Genomic DNA, 17,470 nt, shown 5'->3' with positions numbered 1-17,470 from the left:
GTTTCGGATTTGGTAACAGCGTTTCACCTACATTTAACTGACAGCACACAGATCGCTTCCCCCCAAGGAAGCCCTCGGCTAAGGTGCGCGGCTTCCCATTCTTTCACCGCTCGAAGGCCCGGCATGACCGAACAGAACAACAACCCGCTGCACGGTGTGACGCTGGAGCAAATCCTCAACGCGCTGGTTGAACACTACGAATGGTCGGGGCTGGCCGAGCGCATCGATATCCGCTGCTTCAAGAGTGACCCGAGCATCAAGTCGAGCCTGACATTCCTGCGCAAAACCCCGTGGGCGCGGGAGAAAGTCGAACGCCTGTACGTGAAGTTGATGCGCACCAAGCGCCCGGTCTGAACATGGTTAGCCTCTCGACGCCGGGGTCTGCCGCGAGGCGTCGCTGTGTTGCCGTGGCCGCAGTGCTGGGCTGGTTTGCCCTGAGTGTCCAGCTGTACCTGATTCTCGGCACACGCTGGAGCATTGGAGCCAGCCTGTTGGGCGGGCTGGTGAGTTTCTTCAGCTTTTTTACCGTGCTGACCAATACCCTGGTGGCCGTGGTGCTGACCTGTGAATTGACATCGCGGGAGTCGGCGGCGCGCCGCTGGTTTTTGCAGCCGTCGGTCAGCAGTGGGATTGCCGTGAGCATCGCCGTGGTCGGCCTCGCGTATAGCCTGCTGTTGCGCCATCTGTGGCATCCCGAAGGCTGGCAGCTGCTCGCCGACGAGTTGCTGCACGACATCATGCCGCTTCTGTTTCTGGTGTATTGGTGGTGCTGCGTACCCAAAGGCACATTGCGCTTGGGGCACATCGCCTTGTGGGTGATGTATCCGCTGGTGTATTTCGCCTATGTGCTGCAGCGCGGGCATCTGCTCGCGGCCTACCCGTATCCGTTCATCGATGTGAGCACGCTGGGTTATCCACAGGTGTTTCTCAATGCCGGGGGGATATTGGTGGGGTTTGTCGCGATTGCATTACTGATCGTGGGATTGGATCGGTACCTTCGTCGTTGACTTGAAAAGCAAAGATCGCAGCCTCGCTGTCATCCAGCCGCCAGTAGCCGACGGCTTTGACGAACTGCTCGTTAAGCCCGTGCTCATCGAGCAACACCCGGCGTATCTGCCGCGACACTTTGCTCTCGGTCGCCACCCAGGCGTACAGATTGCCGCTGGGCACTTGCAGCTGCTTCACTGTCTTCAGCAGGTTGTCCTTGCCGCCCTCGCGCAACACCCAGATCACGTTGACCTGCGCGGCGCTTTCCAGTCGTTGCTGTTCGGCGCCGTTCTCTACTTCCACGATCACCAATACCCGGCGATTGGCCGCCAGGCCTTCCAGCCTCCGAGCGATCGCGGGCAGGGCAGTTTCGTCACCGATCAGCAAGTAGCTGTCGAAGATGTCCGGCACGACCATCGAGCCCCGTGGCCCGCCGATGTGCAGGAATTGGCCCGGTTTGGCTTGCTCGGCCCAGGTCGAAGCAGGGCCGTCGCCGTGCAGCACGAAGTCGATGTCCAGCTCCAGTGTGTTCAGGTCGTAACGACGCGGTGTGTAGTCGCGCATCGCCGGCATCGGCCCGTTGTCTTTACCGGCGCCGAGCACCAGGGTTTCCAGGGCCGCTTGTTCAGCCGCGTTTTGTGGAAACAGCAGTTTGACGTGGTCGTCCGTGCCGAGGCTGACGAAGCCCGCCAATTCCGGTCCACCCAGCGTGATGCGGCGCATGCGCGGCGTCAGGTCGACCACCCGCAACACCTCCAGACGACGGCGTTTGATCTCGTGGCTGACACGGTGGATGGTTTGCACGATCACTTCAGTCATTCGGCTTGCTCCTGAGCGGGTTGAACGACAGGGCCATCGACGATGGCTTTGGCGGTGTTGTTAAGCAGGTCGCGCACCCGCAGGATTTCTTCCGGGCTCCAGCGGCCGTGATGCATCTGCAAGGCATGACGCAAGTTGTGCACTGCTTCGTGAATCTCGGCGGGGCGGTCATGGCCGCGCAATGAGCGCTTGCTGACCTCGATGCGCATCCGCACGCCATCCAGTGCGATCGCCTGATCGCTTAACGACAGACGTCCGGCCTCGGTGATGGTGTAGCGTTTTTTTCCGCCCTCGGCGTCGCCCAGGATCATTTCGCTCTCTTCCAGAAAGGTCAGGGTCGGGTAGATCACGCCGGGGCTGGGGCTGTAGGCGCCGTCGAACATGCTTTCGATCTGGCGGATCAGGTCATAACCGTGGCAGGGCTGCTCGGCGATCATTGCCAACAGCAACAGTTTCAGATCCCCGGGCGCAAACACCCGGGGGCCGCGCCCGCCACGTTCGCGCCCGGGGCGCTTCTCGAAGCCGTCGCGGCCGTCACCGTGTTCGCGGTGGGGGAAATGATGGTCTCTCATTTTCTTGCCTTCTCTTCGTCGTGTTTAGATACAACTTAAGATATATCTTTAGAAAGAATCAAGGCCTCCCGACCAATGGTTTTCCACGCGCTTGACCGAAAGACACCTATGAAAAAAACCGTTTTTGGAAAAAATAAGCGCTTTTAGTTGAAGTAAATCGGCGTAATTAGTGCAAACTCTCTAATGCATAAATTAGAGCTAATATTTGCGGTAGATGTGGTACTTGTCTTACAGGAACAGGTTGGTTAATGTGGGCCGTTAATTGCCGTATTTTCGAACTTTGTAGTCTGTTTCTTACAGTAGCACTTTATATTTTCCGTTATTCAATGCTTTTTCACTCGAGTCTTATAGCGCTTTGGCTACAGGGTTTGAGGAACTTTCCGGCTTACTTTCCGAAAGAATTGATCGAATATTCCCGGCGTCGAAAGTTGAGCCAAATCGCCATCATCTCGTGAGTGATGGCAGCGCTTGATGACATTCGACGGTCCGATCAATTTAGAAAACAGGTAATAAGTAATGTTCAAGAAACTCGCAATCCTCACCCCGCTGGCTGTTCTGGTTTTCGGCTCGACTGCTGCTCTGGCCAAGGATGACGCCAGCACCACTATCAACATCAAGGCCGAAATTTCACCGTCCGAGTTCCATGCCAAACCGCGGGATCCAAACTTCGGTCGGGACGAGACCATGACCTACAACACGGTGAGCGGAGAGCTGAGCACGCTGCGTCAGACCTACGACCTGAAAAACATGAACGGTTCGATCAAGGCCTACATCGAGGGCGGCACCGCCGCGCTGTACAACGGTTCCAGCTCGATTCCCCTGACCATCGCCATCGGTGGTCAGGTACTGGGCGCCACGCCAGAAGAAGTCGCCCCTGACGTGCCTTCCAATGGTGGCATGCAGGCCGACATGGTGATCACCGCCGCCAAACCAGCGGATGACCAGGTTGGCTTGTTCACCGGCAACCCGGTGGTAATGTTCGACGCCGTACCGCGCTGAAGGACACTCCTTCTGTTCGTTGACTGACACGCCCCGATCGGTCCGTCTATCTAACCGGCCGACCGGGTTTCAACGTATTTACTGTCCGCATTCAGAGTATCCGGTTCATGTTCCCGATGACGCCCATCGCGGCAGCGCTTGCCTTGCTGTTTTGTTCAGCAGCCCTGGCCGCGCCCACTAACGGTAATTATATGCCGCGCTCTTTGCTCGCCCAGGCCAAGGGTTTGCCGGCCGAGTTTGAAGAGCACTTCTTTGATGTTCCGCTGGCGGTTCGAATTGAACGTGATCAACAGTTTCTGGGTGAGGCGATGGTGGTGTTATCCCGCGATGACCGCATCACCTTACTTGAAGTAACCGATGTTCGTGACAGCGACGTGAAAGCCACTGAGCGCGAGGCATTGACCACTTATCTGAAACAAGGCGTGCCACTGGGGGCCTGCACTAACAGTTGCCCGGAAAACCTGTTGGCCGTGCATTACAACCTTGAAAATTCCCTGGTCTCGCTCGTCACCGAAAACGCCGAGCGCGCCGACCAGCCCCAGGCTTATTACGAGCAGCCGCCAGGTGGCAGCACCGGCCTGATCGTGCGCAATCAGCTGAATCTCAACGGCGGGCAGGATCAAGACCTCGGCGGCCGATTCGGTCTTGAGGCCAGCAGCAGCCTCGGCAACTGGAGCCAGAGCGTCAACCTGCAACTCGCCCGGCTCGGTGGGCCAGACGATCAGCTCTATCACGCGGTACACGAGCTCTATACCCAGCGCGAACTGGAAGGCCAGTTTCTGCGCCTGGGCTATTTCATGCCCAACTCCGAAGGCCTGAGTCGCCAGCCCCGTTCGTTCGGCGCGAGCCCGGACACCGCGGTCGGCGTGATGTACGGCAGTTCCGACAGCCTGGCGATCAATAATCCCAAGCCCAGCGTGTATCCGATCTACGTCACCGCCAACCGTCTCGGCTCGGTGGAGATCTATCGCAATGGCCTGCTGATCAACACTCAACCGGTGCCCGCCGGATTGCAAACCCTCGATACCCGGCCACTGCCCGGTGGCATCTACGAGGTCGAGGTGCGGCTTATCGAAGACGGCCAGATCACTTCGACCACGCAAGAACTGGTCTACAAACCGAACAACTGGCGCAACCACGACGAACGCTGGCGCTACAACCTGTTTGCCGGGCGCGAGAGCAAGCTGCTCAGCAACTGGGATCAACAGGCTGAAGGCGACATGACCGCCGGCGCCGCACTCAACTACCTGCTGCACCCACGAGTGGTGCTGGGCTTGTCCGGGCGTCAGGTGCGGGATCAGTTGCAGTACGGCACGTCCGTGGACTGGACCGTGGCCAACAACGCCAGCCTGTTCGCCAACGTCTATCAGACCGAGGACCACGGCACCGGCCTCGATTTCCAAGGGCTCTACAGCTACGGCCTGGGCAACGTGGTGGTCAGCCACAATCGCAGCTGGCTCGACACTCGCAATACCTACGAAACCCTGCCCGACGGCACGCGCATTCGCCAGCGCAATGTGTTCAACGGCCAGACCAGCAACTCGTCGCTGTCCCTGACCCATCGCCTGAACAATCGCACCTCGCTCAACGGCCGGGTGGCCCACAGCGAAGGCAATGTCGAAGGCGTCGGCCTGGACCTGGGCTGGACCCAGCGCGGCAATCTGTTTGGCAACGACGCCAATTGGCGTTTCACCGTATTCGACCGGCCGGGCAGCACCAGCAGTGGCGACAAGCGTAATCGCGGTGTGGACCTGAGCGTGAGCCTGGCCCTCGGCGGTCCGGGCGAGCAAATCTCCGGCAGCATCGGCTCGCGCACTTCCCGCGATGGCGGGCGCGACAACAACGCCTCGCTGACCTATCGCAAAGACTTGCAGGATTTTATTCTGCAAAGCGTCTCGGCCACCGCGATCACCGACACCTACGGCCTCGGTGTGTCCGGCACCACGAGCTTCATGACCGACACCGTACTCGGCGATGCCTTCGCCCAGCGTTCGTCCTTCAGCGGCGACGTCACGGGTGGTTTGAACCTGGACAGCACCTTCGCCGTGGGCGGCCAGAAAATGGTCCTGACCAGTCAGTTCCAGGGCCGTGGCGCCGGGATGATTATCGACGTGGAGTCAGACGTGGACGCCATCGCCCTGCGCGCCGATGACCTCAGCGGCGGCAGCACCGCATTGCGTCCGGGACGCAACTTTGTGCCGATCACCGCCTACAAAAGCGGCTCGGTGAGCTTCGATTTCGAAGGCAACCATGTGCCGGCGGCGAGCATTCAACCGGCGCGCATGAGTTATCACCTGAACAAGGGCGGCGTGGCCTATCGCAAGGTCCAGGTGATGAAAACCGTGACCGTGCTCGGGCGCTTGCTCGATCCCCAGGGCCTGCCGCTCAAGGGGCACCACATCATCAACCACGCCAGCCGTGGGGTCAGCGAGGTCGACGGCTTCTTCTCCATGGAAATGAACGCCGGTTCACCGACCCTGCAAGTACGGCGTGGCGATCAGTTGCTGTGCCAGTTCCGCCTCGACCCGAGCAAGGCCCGCGTTGAGCAGGATGTGTTGATGATCGGCGATCTGCGCTGCACGCCCGACACCCTGGCGGACAGCTCTTTTACTTCTCACGCGGCAGGTTGAGCCATGTTTGGAACATTCTATAAGTGCTGTACCCGACAGGTCCTGCTGGTGGGTGCGCTGTGTGGCGCGTTCGCGGCGCCGGTGAATGCGTTGGTTCAGGACATCTCGGCGGTGTTCAACCCCGATCCGGCGAACCCGCTGAAGAACGAGTTCGTCAATACCACGCCGGAAAGCGGTGTGTGTCCCTGGCACATTCCGGCCAGGTGCAAGCAGTTGAATATTTTCAGTCTTCGCATTAGTACCCTTTTTGCACATTCCAAGGGGCCTATTTATCCCAACCCGAAGGACCCTCGCCAGGGAGCTATGTGGAAAGTGCCTTCGGAGTGGCGGGATGTGCAAGTCACCCACACGGGGACCGGTGAGGTCTCTACGGTGCAGATGCGTATTGCCGGCATCGGCCACCGCATGGACATGAGTGACAGTGTCGGTTCATGGGAGTTACCCGGTGTTCGATGGGACTCGCAGTGGCGCAACGCCCCCAGTCCTTGTGAAGGCACCGGATACATTGCGGCGGGCACCCGAATGATATATTTCTTCTGGCTGGTTCCGGAAGGTGCCGGTGTGTGCAGTCGACAACCCGGGACCGAGTTTGCGAGGCTGCAATACGCCGAATTCGAATTCGCCTACGCCCTGAAAACGCCCAATCCCTTGGGCATGTCGTCGGGGCAATACACCGGCACCCTGAAGTACAGCATCGGCCCGGGTAGGGATTTCGATTTTGGTGACAACATGGACGTCTTTCATGATGCGTTAATCCTCAACTTCACCCTGGATGTGCAACACACCCTCAAAGTCGAAGTACCGCCCGGCGGCAATCGCGTCGAGCTGATCCCGCAAGGCGGCTGGCAGGCCTGGTTGCAGCGCAATCGCCGGCCGGAGCGGTTGTTCCGCGACCAGACCTTCAATATCTCGGCCTCCAGCCGTTTCAAGATGCAACTCGACTGCCAATACAGTGATGGCGGCAATCAGTGCCTGTTGTACGAACCGAATTCCGGTGGGGCGGTGCCGCTGAACATCAGCGTCACCTTGCCCTCGGGACTGAACGACGCCGCCGGCCAGCCTGTCAGCCGCCGTCCGTTGCTGCGTGACGGCAGTGGCACCGAACTGTTCCAGCCGGGGCATTACGTCGATCGCAAACCCGGCCAGTTGCACTTCGAAATTGCCCGTGAACACGTCGAAGAAATGCTCACCGGGGTCGCCAAGACCTATTCGGGCAACGTCACGGTTATCTGGAATTCGGAAATCTGATCATCGCTGCCGGGAGGTTCCCGGGCAGCGTTCAACCTGAGGGATCGAAAGTGATGAAACGTCTGTGGGCAGTGTTGGGTGCAGGCTTGTTACCGTTGTTGGCCGAGGCCGGGCCGGCGATCAATGTCGGGGTGGTTTACGACTACCTGGATGGCGACAAAAGCACCTACCTGAAACGGGTTTTCAACGGCGGTGACAGCACTGCCTTCGTCAAGATCAATATTCACGAAATCGTCTATGACGCCGAGGGTAAACCCACGGAACTGCCGATCAAATCCCAGGCCGACAGCAGCGCCCGGGACGGTCTGATGGCCAGCCCGGCGCGCTTGATTGTGCCGGTGAACGGCATGCAGGGCACCCGGTTGCTGTTTATGGGTGAGCGCGAGCGCGAACGTTATTTTCGCGTGCGGTTCGTGCCGGTGGTGCCGGAGAAGGAGGACGAATTCGCGGTCTCCAGCGAGGAGCGCGACGAGTACAAAAAGACCCTCTCGGCCGGGGTCAATGTGCTGGCCGGTTACGGCACGATTTTCTTCGTGCGGCCCAAGGATGCGCGCTTCAACACGCAGATTGACGACCGAGCCGGCCTGTATGCGTTGAGCAACAACGGCAATACCGTGGTGGTGGTCGATGACTTCAAGGACTGCGCCGCCAGCGATGAAAACGATTGCCAGCCGATCACCAAGAACCATGTGTTGCCGGGCAAGGCGTTCCGCTTCGAGAAGCAGGCCGGGCGTCAGTACCGCTTCAAACTGGTGGAAGGTGCGGCGCAGAAAAATTATGAGGTGAAAGGGTGAAGCGCTCAGGTCTCAAGCGCGGGGTCCAGGTCACCCTGTGCACCGTTTTACTGTTGGCCTGCAATCACGCACTGGCGATCCGTGAAGAGCAAACCTTCCACGTCTCGGTGACCATCCCCACCAGCGAGTTTTATGTGTTGCCGGTCAATCCGGGGTTCCTGGAGCGCGAGCAGGTCATGGCGTGGAACCCGGTCAGCGCCGAACTCTCGCCATTGCGCGAGCATTTCGATGTGAAAAACGCCAGCGGCAGTATTTCCGCACGGCTGGCGGCCGAGCCGTTTCTGTTCAATGGCCGTGAGCGTATTGATCTGGCGGTGCGGTTCAATGGGCAGTTGTTGTCGTTGCTCGAGACGCCGGTAGTGGATGAGCAGCAGGCCCGGGTCGGTCAGCGGGTGCGGCTGGAGATCGCCGCAACGAAACCTGCCGACGGGTATGTCCCCGGCCAGTATTACGGGACGGTGCAACTGATGTTCGATGCGGTGAATCCATGAGTGCTTTCGGAGCACGGAGCCATGCACATGAAAAAACGAATGACTAGAGCGGGTTGTGGTGGTGTTTCAGTCGGCGCATTGCTGTGGCTAGTCACACTTTGTGCGACTGCCGCCACGCAAGAAATATCGGCTGTATTCAAACCGGACCCGAGCAACCCGATGCAGAACAAATTCGTCAATACCACGCCTCAAAGCGGGGTCTGTCCAGGGCACATGCCGGCACGGTGCGAGGCCCTTGGGATTTTCAGCATTCGTACATGGGATATCAATTTCACGGCCAATGCGCCGTTGCTACTCAATCATGTTGGGCCTGGGCCCGCCGATGTTCGTAAAGGTGTGATGTTTAAAGTCCCTTCCGAGTGGCGCAGTTTCGAAGTGGTTTCAGATAGAGGCGAGAGGGAAACAGTGCAGGTGCGCATTGCCGGGATTGGCAATCGCTTTGATACCCTCCCCGGAGGCACCCGATCGTGGGCGCCAAGAACCTTTCAGTTTGCACCGGCGCCTTGCGTGTCGACTGGGATGAATACCGGCAGCAGCCGATATTTACTGTGGTTCTGGATTGTTCCTGAGGGTGCGGGGACCTGCAGCCTGATTCACGTGTTGGAAGTGCCCCAGCTCTCGTATGTCAACTTCGAATACGCCTATGAACTGAAAACGCCCAACCCTTTGGGCATGTCCACGGGGCGTTACACCGGATCGATCACCTACACGGTTGGGCCGAACCAGGATTTCGACTTCGGCGACATCATGATTCCCAACGACAACATCTTGACCTTCAACTTCAACCTCGACGTGCAACACACCCTCAAGGTCGAAGTGCCGCCCGGTGGCAATCGCGTCGAGCTGATCCCGCAAGGTGGCTGGCAAGCCTGGCTACAACGCAATCGCCGGCCGGAGCGCTTGTTCCGCGACCAGACCTTCAATATCTCGGCCTCCAGCCGTTTCAAGATGCAGCTCGATTGCCAGTACGGCGATAGCAGCAATCACTGTTATTTGCGCGAACCGAATTCCGGCGACGCCGTGCCGCTGACCCTCAGCGTCACCTTGCCCTCGGGACTGACCGACGCCGCCGGCCAGCCTGTCAGCCGCCGTCCGTTGCTGCGTGACGGCAGTGGCACCGAACTGTTCCAGCCAGGGCATTACGTCGATCGCAAACCCGGCCAGTTGCACTTCGAAATCGCCCGTGAACACGTCGAAGAAATGCTCACCGGCGTCGGCAAGACCTATTCGGGCAACGTCACGGTTATCTGGAATTCGGAAGTCTGATCATCGCTGCCGGGCGTTTCCCGGGCAGCGTTCAATCCCTGGCCAGTATTACGGGACGGTGCAGTTGATGTTTAATGCGGTGAATCCATGAAGCGTCTTTACGGTTGTCTGCTGTTCGCTGCCTGCATGACGGCAAGGGCTGAAGTGGTACAGATTGCCGCCGAGTTCGAGCCGGCCCCGGCTAAGCCGCACAGCAATGAGTTCAAGAACACCACAAAGGACAGCGGCTACTGTGCCGAAAATCCGTTCTCATGCCAGGAGGGAAACGGGTTCGAACGACTATTCAGCATTGAGACCGGGATCGATGTTCAATCGATTCGGCCCATACCTGCCCGTCACACGAATCCTCGTCAGAGGGCGATGTTTGATATCTCGGCGGCGCAGTGGCGTGATGTTACGGTGCTCGATGCGGGCATTGCGCCAAGACCCTGCCGGGATGGACGCGCAGGAGCAGGAGCCAATGACATCGATTTTGCCTTTTTTATGGCTGACCCCGGCACCCTGCATTTTTCCTTGGAGCAGGACGGCGTCGGGCAGATGCTGGAACTGGGCAGCGCGAAATTCTCCGGCGATGTGACGGTGATCTGGGACTCCGAGGTTTAATTGCTCGCCGTGGCGGTCGGCGCCAGGCACTCGGTGTTGCGCCCCGGTTGCAGATACGGCGTCAGGATCGGCGCCATGCCCTTGAGCACTTGCACTGGCAAGGCCGAGGTGAACTTGAACGCTTCGGCCGATTGCCCGGGCACGAACGCAGTCAACGTGCCGAAGTGACGATCGCCGATGTAGAACACGAAGGTTGCGGTGCGGTTTATGGATTTCGAACTCAGAATTCGCCCACCCGAACCGAAGGCTTCGATACGGTTATCGCCCGTACCGGTTTTGCCGCCCATGGCCAACGGTTTGCCATCAGGCGTTACGAAACTCCCGGAGACCCGTTTCGCGGTACCGGCGTCGACCACGTGGGACAAGGCTTCGCGCATGGCTGCGGCCACCTCGGAAGGCATCACCCGTTTGCCGGCAACCGGGTCATTGATCAGTTTGGTTTCGTACGGCGTGTTCGCTGCAAAATGCAGGCTGTCGATGCGCAGTGTCGGCATGCGCACGCCGTCGTTGAGGATGGTACCGATCAGCTCCGCCAAGGCTGCCGGACGATCGCCGGAACTGCCGATGGCGGTGGCCAGCGACGGCACCAGGTGATCGAACGGATAGCCGACTTTCTGCCAGCGCTGGTGAATGTCGAGAAACGCCTCGATCTCCAGCATGGTGCGAATGCGGCTGTCGCGGGCAAGCTTGTGACGGCTTTTGAACAGCCAGCTGTAGACTTCCTGGCGTTCGAACTGGCTGGCTTTGACGATCTGGCTGAACTTGGCGTCGGGGTTGTTTAACAGGTAGCCCATCAGCCAAAGATCCAGCGGGTGAACCTTGGCGATGAAGCCCTGGTCCGGCAAGTCGTAGGCGCCAGGGCCGTAGCTTTCGTAGAGCCGTTGGAGGCGTTCGTCGGTCAGCTTCTCGGTGAGCTTGGCGCCGTTGAGGTGCGAGCGCACGAACATGTTGAAGCTTTGCTGGCTGGCCTGTGGCAGCAGATAACGATGCACAGCGGCCATGCGAATCGGGGTCGGGCGCATGCCGTCAAGAAAGGTTTCGAGCCGCGCCTGGGTGTCCTTGTTCTTGTACTTCTTCCAGAACTTCAGCAGGAACGATGTGCCTTCACGGTCGGCAAACGAGGCCAGGTATTCCTGACGCCGAGGGTCGCGGTCGTCCTTGAGCAATTCGGCGCTGCTGTTGGGGCCCGAATACGTGGTGTAGCGCACCAGGTCACGCATCAGCCGAATGAACGGCAGGTTGATCGACTCACGTATCGCATCGCGCAGCGTCGGCATGCGGCCGTTGTCTTCCTTGCGAAAGTTATGGAACACATGCAGCCCGCCACCGGTGAAAAAGGCTTCGCCGGGGCTGGCGGAGTATTTGCGGTCCAGCGCGGCGCCAAGCATGGCCGGCAGGTTGCGGTCTTTGTTCTGGATCAGGTAATCGACGGCCCAGCGACTCAGGCGGTCCTGATCAGGGACGTCGACCTTCTTCAGTTCCGGGATGGTCATCGTTGCGTATTTATCGTGCAGCTCGGCCATGATCTGCAAATAGGTGGTCAGCACACGCATCTTGGCGGTGGAGCCCAGTTCCAGCTTGCTGCCTTCATTGATATCGAACGGCTGGTCGGTGCTGTCGGTCTGCACCCGCACCCGCGAGCCGTCCGGGGTCAGTTCGAACAGCGTGAAGCTGTAGCGCACTTGGGCGGTACTGGTGGGGGTGAGCAGGCGTTCGCCCATCAAGCCGATCTGCGTCGCAAAAACCGGGTCGGCCAGACGTTTGAGGTACTCGGTGGCTTTGGTTTGCAGCTCGCCTTGCAGGGTGCTGGTGGCGGAGAGATCAAGGCGGTCGAGGTCGTACAGCGGACGGTTGAGCAACCCGCCCAGACGACTGCGCGCCACGCTGATGCCCTTGTTGGTTTCGATCGGCTGAATGGTGGGCTGTGTTTGCCAGTCGCGATAGGTCACTGTGCTGGCCAATGCCGCTGCCTCGAGTGGCGCATCGATCACGCCGTTCTGTGCCAGCAGGCGAATATGGCTGTCGGTGAGATCGGCCAGTTCCTCGTGCCCCTTGGTCAGGTAGTGGGAAGGGCGGCGCTGGGCGATCATCAAAGACAGCATCTCACGCAGGGCCAGACCTTTTTCCGACATGCTTTTCGGATCTGTCGCGTTGCTGGCCAGCTGTTTGTTGGCCTCGTTGAAGTCGGCGCCGTACCAGACGCGCAAACCTTCGGCCATGCCGTGCACTTCACCGTGCCCCGGTACTGCCGACAGGGGCACGCTGTTGAGGTAATCGCGAATCACGTTCTGCCGGGCCTCCAGCGTTTCCGGCCCGGCCTGATAGGCGCGCACGCTGGCGGAAATCATCTGGCGGATTTTTTCCGCGCCGGACACGGTCAGGCCATCGGGCGAATGCCGGTACTTCTCAAGTTGCGTTGCCAGGGTACTGCCGCCCGCCGACTGGCCCGGCAGGTGCATCAATTTGGCGACCTGGGACCACGCCGCCATGCCGAACCGCGGCCAATCCACCGCGGGGTTGGCCCGGGGCTGACGGGGGTCGAGCAAGAAGCGGTTTTCAATGAACAGCAAACTGTTGACCACCACGGGAGGGATCGCTGCAAAGCTTGAATACAGTTGTTGTGGGTATTTGTACTGGTAGAGGGGTGCCGCACGGCAATCAGTGATCGACAATCCCGCCTGGATTTTCTCCGCGTAGGGCACGAAAAAGCCCTTGTCGGTGTAGTCCATCAACTTTTGGGAAAACCGGGTCTGTGACGCCACAACGTAGTCGCGCTTGATCAGGCGCGGCAGGAATTCATCCAGAGAGCTGTAGCCCAGACGCAGGTCGAAAGGACCCGCCCCCGGATAGCGAATGGCATCGCTGGGACCGGGTTTGAGCTCGTAGCTCAGGCTGGCGGCGTATTGGCTGAGCTCCCGGGATTGAAACTTCGACGTGCGCATTTCCTTGGCGGCGGCCAGCCCCAGGACAATCAGGATTATCAGCAACAACAACCAGAACGCCCACCAGCCGTGCTTTGTGCGACTGCTTCGGGGTTTTTCAGGTATAGGCGTTTCATCCACACGTTCAGTCGGAACCACATTTTTTCTCGAATCGGTTTGCCATAAAACGCCCATAGTCGACTGATCCATTTACGCAGATTGAGAGGACTTGTCTGAAGCTTAGACGGTGGTTGGCGTTGGTGAAAAAATTGTGAAGCGATCAGCCGTAGAGAAAGGGCGACGGTGAGGATGCCGCGCAAGGCGGGTGACCGGTGCTGCAGCGTCCGGAAAAGTTTCGCCTCAATATTCCATTCAGAAACACTATTTTGTAATTGCAGCGTTGGCGGAGTTGTTACTTGTTTTAAGTGGGAGGAGAAAGAGCGCTTTATTATTTTTCGTAATACTCATGTGCTTCTTTTTTTAATGTGCCTGTTATTTACTTTTTCTTCGTTTACCTAAATCAAGGATGATGTCATGACTGAGTTGTATGGTTTTCGCTCGAGTGCTGTTTCGGTTTTAGCTGGTAATGGGAAGTCCACGGTTTTTGAGCATATGGAAATCGTTAAGTCGGTAACGCCTGCGCCGCTGTTAACCATGTCGAAGCATAATCTGGACATGTTGAAAAGTTTTACTCCAATCATGCCAGTCTGGCTTGATAAGGCATTACCGGAACAGCGTGTTGAAGCAAGACGACGGGTTGAAGCGAGTGTGACGGCGCACACTGCTTTGAACGACGCCATGGCTGGAGTCAAGGCGCTGAAAGAGTTTGCTGAACCGCTGTTGAAGAAGAGGATCAGTGAGTTCTTTGACCTCGATCTCGATGTGAATAAAACGTGGATTGAACTCACTCCATCGTCCCGGCTTTTTTCCTCCCCGCAAAGCGAATACTTCACCCTGCTGGAGGCAGCCCTTCATAATTTCGAGGAAGAGGAAGCTCGCCCGAGTCACTTTTACCGAACTGAGATTTTTACCTACGAGCCGCTAAAGACAGGGGTCCGCAAACGCGTTTCGATGAGTACAGGGCGTTTCATTGAACTGTGCAGGGAGCTGAATCTCGGCCAACAGTATCAGGCACATATAAAGGCGGTGCTGAAATGGGATGATGTCGTTGCCCAAGGTAAATGGAGAGACGTATTCGTCGGCTATCACAAAGCGGCACTGATGGCGGCGAGCCAAATCGCTTTGCTCAAAGACGATATCGAACCCAAGCATCACCATGCACTGATGGAGATAATAAGCGGCAACAAATCCGTGCGGGTCGACGGCAAACGCGTATGGAGCCGCAGTCTGAGTTTCATGGGAATGACGCTGCACCGCTGCATCATTTTCGAGTTGGCTGAACCCGATGATCAAAGCGCCCTGGACAAGTTGTGGCCATTAGCCGATGCCGGATCGCAGAAAGGTCTCATCGCTTATCTACCGGACGACCCCGACCATCCCGTCAAATATTACCCGTCACTGAGCGCGTTCAAAGCTCGACTGATCAGCCAGTTTTCGCGGAAAAATCCGGGTGCCTCTCAATCGTCTGAGGCTCCCACCGATTATCAGAACTTCTTCAGTCGTTTTGTGAAGCACAAAGACCGCGCAAAGTATTTCACCAGTTTCACTGAATTGGTTCCTCGCGAGTTTCCTAGGCATATGACTATCAAGCGTCGTCAAAAGCAGACACCTGACTTTCTCCTGCAGTTGCGAGTGCTGGACCCGTCGGGAGACCCATGGCATCAAGCGTTTGATATCTGGACAACGCTTTTCCGGGAATACAAGGCGCAGCTGTTGCTCGACGCCCGTAGCCAGGCGGTTCCCACGGAGGATGCCGATGCCAGCGGTCGCCAGGGGTTGGTCGTTCAACTGCTTGATATGGGCTTGACTATGCTGACTCTGGCCTCGTTCCTGGTACCGCCCGTGGGCCTGGTGATGTTGGGCGTGACAGCTGTACAGTTGATGAATGAGGTTTTGGAGGGCGTTGAGGATCTGAGTCTGGGGGATAAGGAAGCGGGCTGGCGACACATCGCCGGTGTGTTGGACAACCTGATCACCATGGGGGCAAGTATTCCGGCCTTTGAATTGCTCACGGCGCCTGCTCACGCTGAATTCAACGCGATAGAACTGGCCAATGGGCAGAAGCGCCTGTGGAAGCCTGATCTTGCCGTTTACCGCAGTGACGTGTCCCTGAAGGGCCACGTACCTAATGCTCAAGGGCAGTACCGGATCGCCGATCGGCACTATGTCCGGGTTGAGGACGATGTTTTCGAAAAGCGTCTTGATCCGGTGATCGGAAAATGGCGAATTCAGCACCCAAAAAAACCGCAGGCGTATCAACCGATCCTTGAAGCAGACACTGCCGGTAACTGGCAGCACACACTGGATCGCACGGTGAATCAACCTGCGCTGGATGCATCCGTCACTGAAGTGACTGATCAGGACGCGGGCAGGGAATGGGTCGCTGAAAGTGACGTTGCGCCCGTTCAGCCATTACCGGTGTCCTCACAGGGAATCAGCAATGCCACCTATAAACGGTATGCAGTCAAGGCGTCGGATATTGCCGGACTGACTCCTTCGAAAGGCATCTTTCGAAGTACCGACGGGCAACAGTTTTACATCCGTAACATCGATGGAAAAGGCAAGGTTGCAGTTTATTCGATCAGGAACTCTTTCAATCTCAATGCCGACATCGTGGACGTCAACATCGTTGACCCCAACACTAATCGGGCTACGGAACTGCGACTCTGGCAAGTCGCCCCCGATCAATGGCAACCGCTTTCATTGAGGGGAGGCAACAACGCCGTAAGTTTTGATAGTGCGCAGTCCTTTACTTCATCCAGTGGGGAAAATCTGGCGATTGCAACTGCCGACACGATGGCGTTTGGCAGCCCCGTATTTACGCGCAAACAATTGCCGAACGGTTTATGGGAGCCTGTGATCGCCGTGGGTGAACAGCGATATCCGGGAAACGTGCCGCTCGATTGGGGAAGGCCTCACCAAGGGCTGCCGTTTACAGCCGAACAGACCAACATCCGCCAAGCGCTATCGGTGCCGGAATTCAGCCGCGTCACGATCAACACCAATCTGTTTGAGGCAGGGAAGGTTCGTTATTCCTCTAGCGTTGCCAAGCAACTTGCGAATAGACAGGGGGGAAGCCGTTTTGTTTTTGAAATGCAGCGGATGAGGTATTCCGGTGCGGTGGAGGGTGAGTTCAATGCCATCAAAATCGTCGATATTGAAGCCGGTGAAATACCCGATCAATCCAACGCAGTATCGGGCTACTGGGCGCCTCAGGGCGGGTACGTCGACATACCGGTTCACCCCGGATGGGCAGAACCCGACTACGTTTTTACACCCGGTTTCGGCGGCTGTTCACTGGTGGTGGATCAACTTGAGGAGAACGTGTTGCGCGTCAGGCATGTCGAGGGCGGTAAAGAAGACGCCCAATACAACTCGCTACCCGGCGGCGAACACGGATGGGGACAGGCTGCTGCCATGGAATATTACGATTACGGCATCGCGGCGGATCAAAACAACAATGCCGACACGTTGTTGGGGGGCTTTGCGTTTATGAAGTACGACAGAAGAACCAAGGTATGGAATATTCATTACCAGTCTCTTCAGGGCACGCCGAATATTACCCGCTACTCCGTGGCCAAACCGGGATTGTTTGGCCAGTCGGACTCCTATGTGGCGGTATATGAACCGTCGAAAGTCAGAAAAACAATGGCCATACAAGTGGTCACGGCGAAGGTGCCTGTAGGCCAAAAAGAAGCCCACGCTGGCGATCCGCTGCGGATAGAGGATGCAAAGTCTTTCGCCTAGCCCGTACAGCTTGCTTGTTGCAATCGTTCACCCGGGACCCAGGTGCCGGGTGAACATGGGGGTGCATCAATGCTGTGCAATGCTCGATGCCGTTTTAAAAGCGAAAAATCCTACAAAGCGCAGATAATCCTTCTCCGCGAATCGCACTTTTGCCGAGATTTATGACTGAATTTTGTGGTTTATAGAGTGAAAATCTCTGTCGCCAGCTTTTTATACTGCACGCCCCCGCTGATCTTGAAGGTTTTGTCCTGCAAGACGGTTCTGCCCACGAAG

Annotated in this window: 12 protein-coding genes and 1 pseudogene; 10 read left to right on the top strand and 3 right to left on the bottom strand. The window is 57.8% G+C overall.

Annotation, left to right across the window (positions count from 1 at the left end):
• Positions 1-123: 123 nt before the first annotated feature.
• Both EAH74_RS06330 and EAH74_RS06325 read left to right on the top strand, forming a co-directional pair.
• On the top strand, positions 124-354 hold the full coding sequence (locus tag EAH74_RS06330) for a VF530 family DNA-binding protein (protein ID WP_007944895.1): 231 nt from the start codon (positions 124-126) through the stop codon (positions 352-354).
• 2 nt (positions 355-356) lie between these two features.
• Complete coding sequence (locus tag EAH74_RS06325) at positions 357-1,007, top strand: Pr6Pr family membrane protein (RefSeq protein WP_140677079.1); 651 nt, start codon at positions 357-359, stop codon at positions 1,005-1,007.
• Between the two features lie 22 nt (positions 1,008-1,029).
• Here the strand turns inward: EAH74_RS06325 and EAH74_RS06320 are convergent.
• Positions 1,030-1,806 (bottom strand): annotated as a pseudogene (locus tag EAH74_RS06320) (siderophore-interacting protein); the annotation flags it as partial.
• Positions 1,803-2,378, bottom strand: a complete 576-nt coding sequence (locus EAH74_RS06315; RefSeq protein ID WP_140677077.1) for a PadR family transcriptional regulator — start codon at positions 2,376-2,378, stop codon at positions 1,803-1,805. The gene EAH74_RS06315 and the pseudogene EAH74_RS06320, both read right to left, overlap by 4 nt.
• 516 nt (positions 2,379-2,894) lie before the next feature.
• On the opposite strand from EAH74_RS06315, the gene EAH74_RS06310 reads away from it, so the two are divergent.
• The 7 genes from EAH74_RS06310 (at position 2,895) to EAH74_RS06280 (ending at position 10,409) form a co-directional block, all read left to right on the top strand.
• On the top strand, positions 2,895-3,377 hold the full coding sequence (locus tag EAH74_RS06310; RefSeq protein ID WP_140677075.1) for a CS1 type fimbrial major subunit: 483 nt from the start codon (positions 2,895-2,897) through the stop codon (positions 3,375-3,377).
• A gap of 107 nt (positions 3,378-3,484) precedes the next feature.
• Positions 3,485-6,007, top strand: coding sequence for a CS1-pili formation C-terminal domain-containing protein (locus EAH74_RS06305; RefSeq protein WP_140677073.1), 2,523 nt, complete (start codon positions 3,485-3,487; stop codon positions 6,005-6,007).
• Between the two features lie 3 nt (positions 6,008-6,010).
• Positions 6,011-7,255, top strand: coding sequence for a hypothetical protein (locus EAH74_RS06300; RefSeq protein ID WP_240050480.1), 1,245 nt, complete (start codon positions 6,011-6,013; stop codon positions 7,253-7,255).
• Positions 7,256-7,308: 53 nt separating this feature from the next.
• Positions 7,309-8,049, top strand: a complete 741-nt coding sequence (locus EAH74_RS06295; protein WP_140677071.1) for a molecular chaperone — start codon at positions 7,309-7,311, stop codon at positions 8,047-8,049.
• Positions 8,046-8,540 carry a CS1 type fimbrial major subunit gene (locus EAH74_RS06290; RefSeq protein WP_240050479.1) on the top strand — a complete coding sequence of 165 codons (495 nt, stop codon included), beginning with the start codon at positions 8,046-8,048 and terminating at the stop codon, positions 8,538-8,540. The genes EAH74_RS06295 and EAH74_RS06290 overlap by 4 nt, the downstream gene beginning before the upstream one ends.
• A gap of 39 nt (positions 8,541-8,579) precedes the next feature.
• Positions 8,580-9,806: a hypothetical protein gene (locus EAH74_RS33780; RefSeq protein ID WP_430539731.1), complete on the top strand. Its 1,227-nt coding sequence runs from the start codon at positions 8,580-8,582 to the stop codon at positions 9,804-9,806.
• Positions 9,807-9,893: 87 nt separating this feature from the next.
• Positions 9,894-10,409: a hypothetical protein gene (locus tag EAH74_RS06280; RefSeq protein WP_140677069.1), complete on the top strand. Its 516-nt coding sequence runs from the start codon at positions 9,894-9,896 to the stop codon at positions 10,407-10,409.
• Here the strand turns inward: EAH74_RS06280 and EAH74_RS06275 are convergent.
• Positions 10,406-13,525 carry a transglycosylase domain-containing protein gene (locus tag EAH74_RS06275; RefSeq protein WP_140677067.1) on the bottom strand — a complete coding sequence of 1,040 codons (3,120 nt, stop codon included), beginning with the start codon at positions 13,523-13,525 and terminating at the stop codon, positions 10,406-10,408. The genes EAH74_RS06280 and EAH74_RS06275 overlap by 4 nt on opposite strands.
• Positions 13,526-13,864: 339 nt before the next feature.
• Here EAH74_RS06275 and EAH74_RS06270 point away from each other — a divergent pair, with 339 nt between their 5' ends.
• Entirely contained in the window at positions 13,865-17,197 is a 3,333-nt protein-coding gene (locus tag EAH74_RS06270) for a dermonecrotic toxin domain-containing protein (RefSeq protein ID WP_140677065.1), read from the top strand.
• The last annotated feature ends 273 nt before the right edge of the window (positions 17,198-17,470 follow it).

Origin of the sequence: Pseudomonas mandelii (assembly GCF_006438925.1) — a bacterium.
In the GTDB taxonomy this organism is placed as follows: Bacteria; Pseudomonadota; Gammaproteobacteria; order Pseudomonadales; family Pseudomonadaceae; genus Aquipseudomonas; species Aquipseudomonas mandelii_C.
The sequence above is the reverse complement of the archived record's forward strand: the minus strand, read 5'-3'. Positions and strand labels throughout refer to the sequence as shown.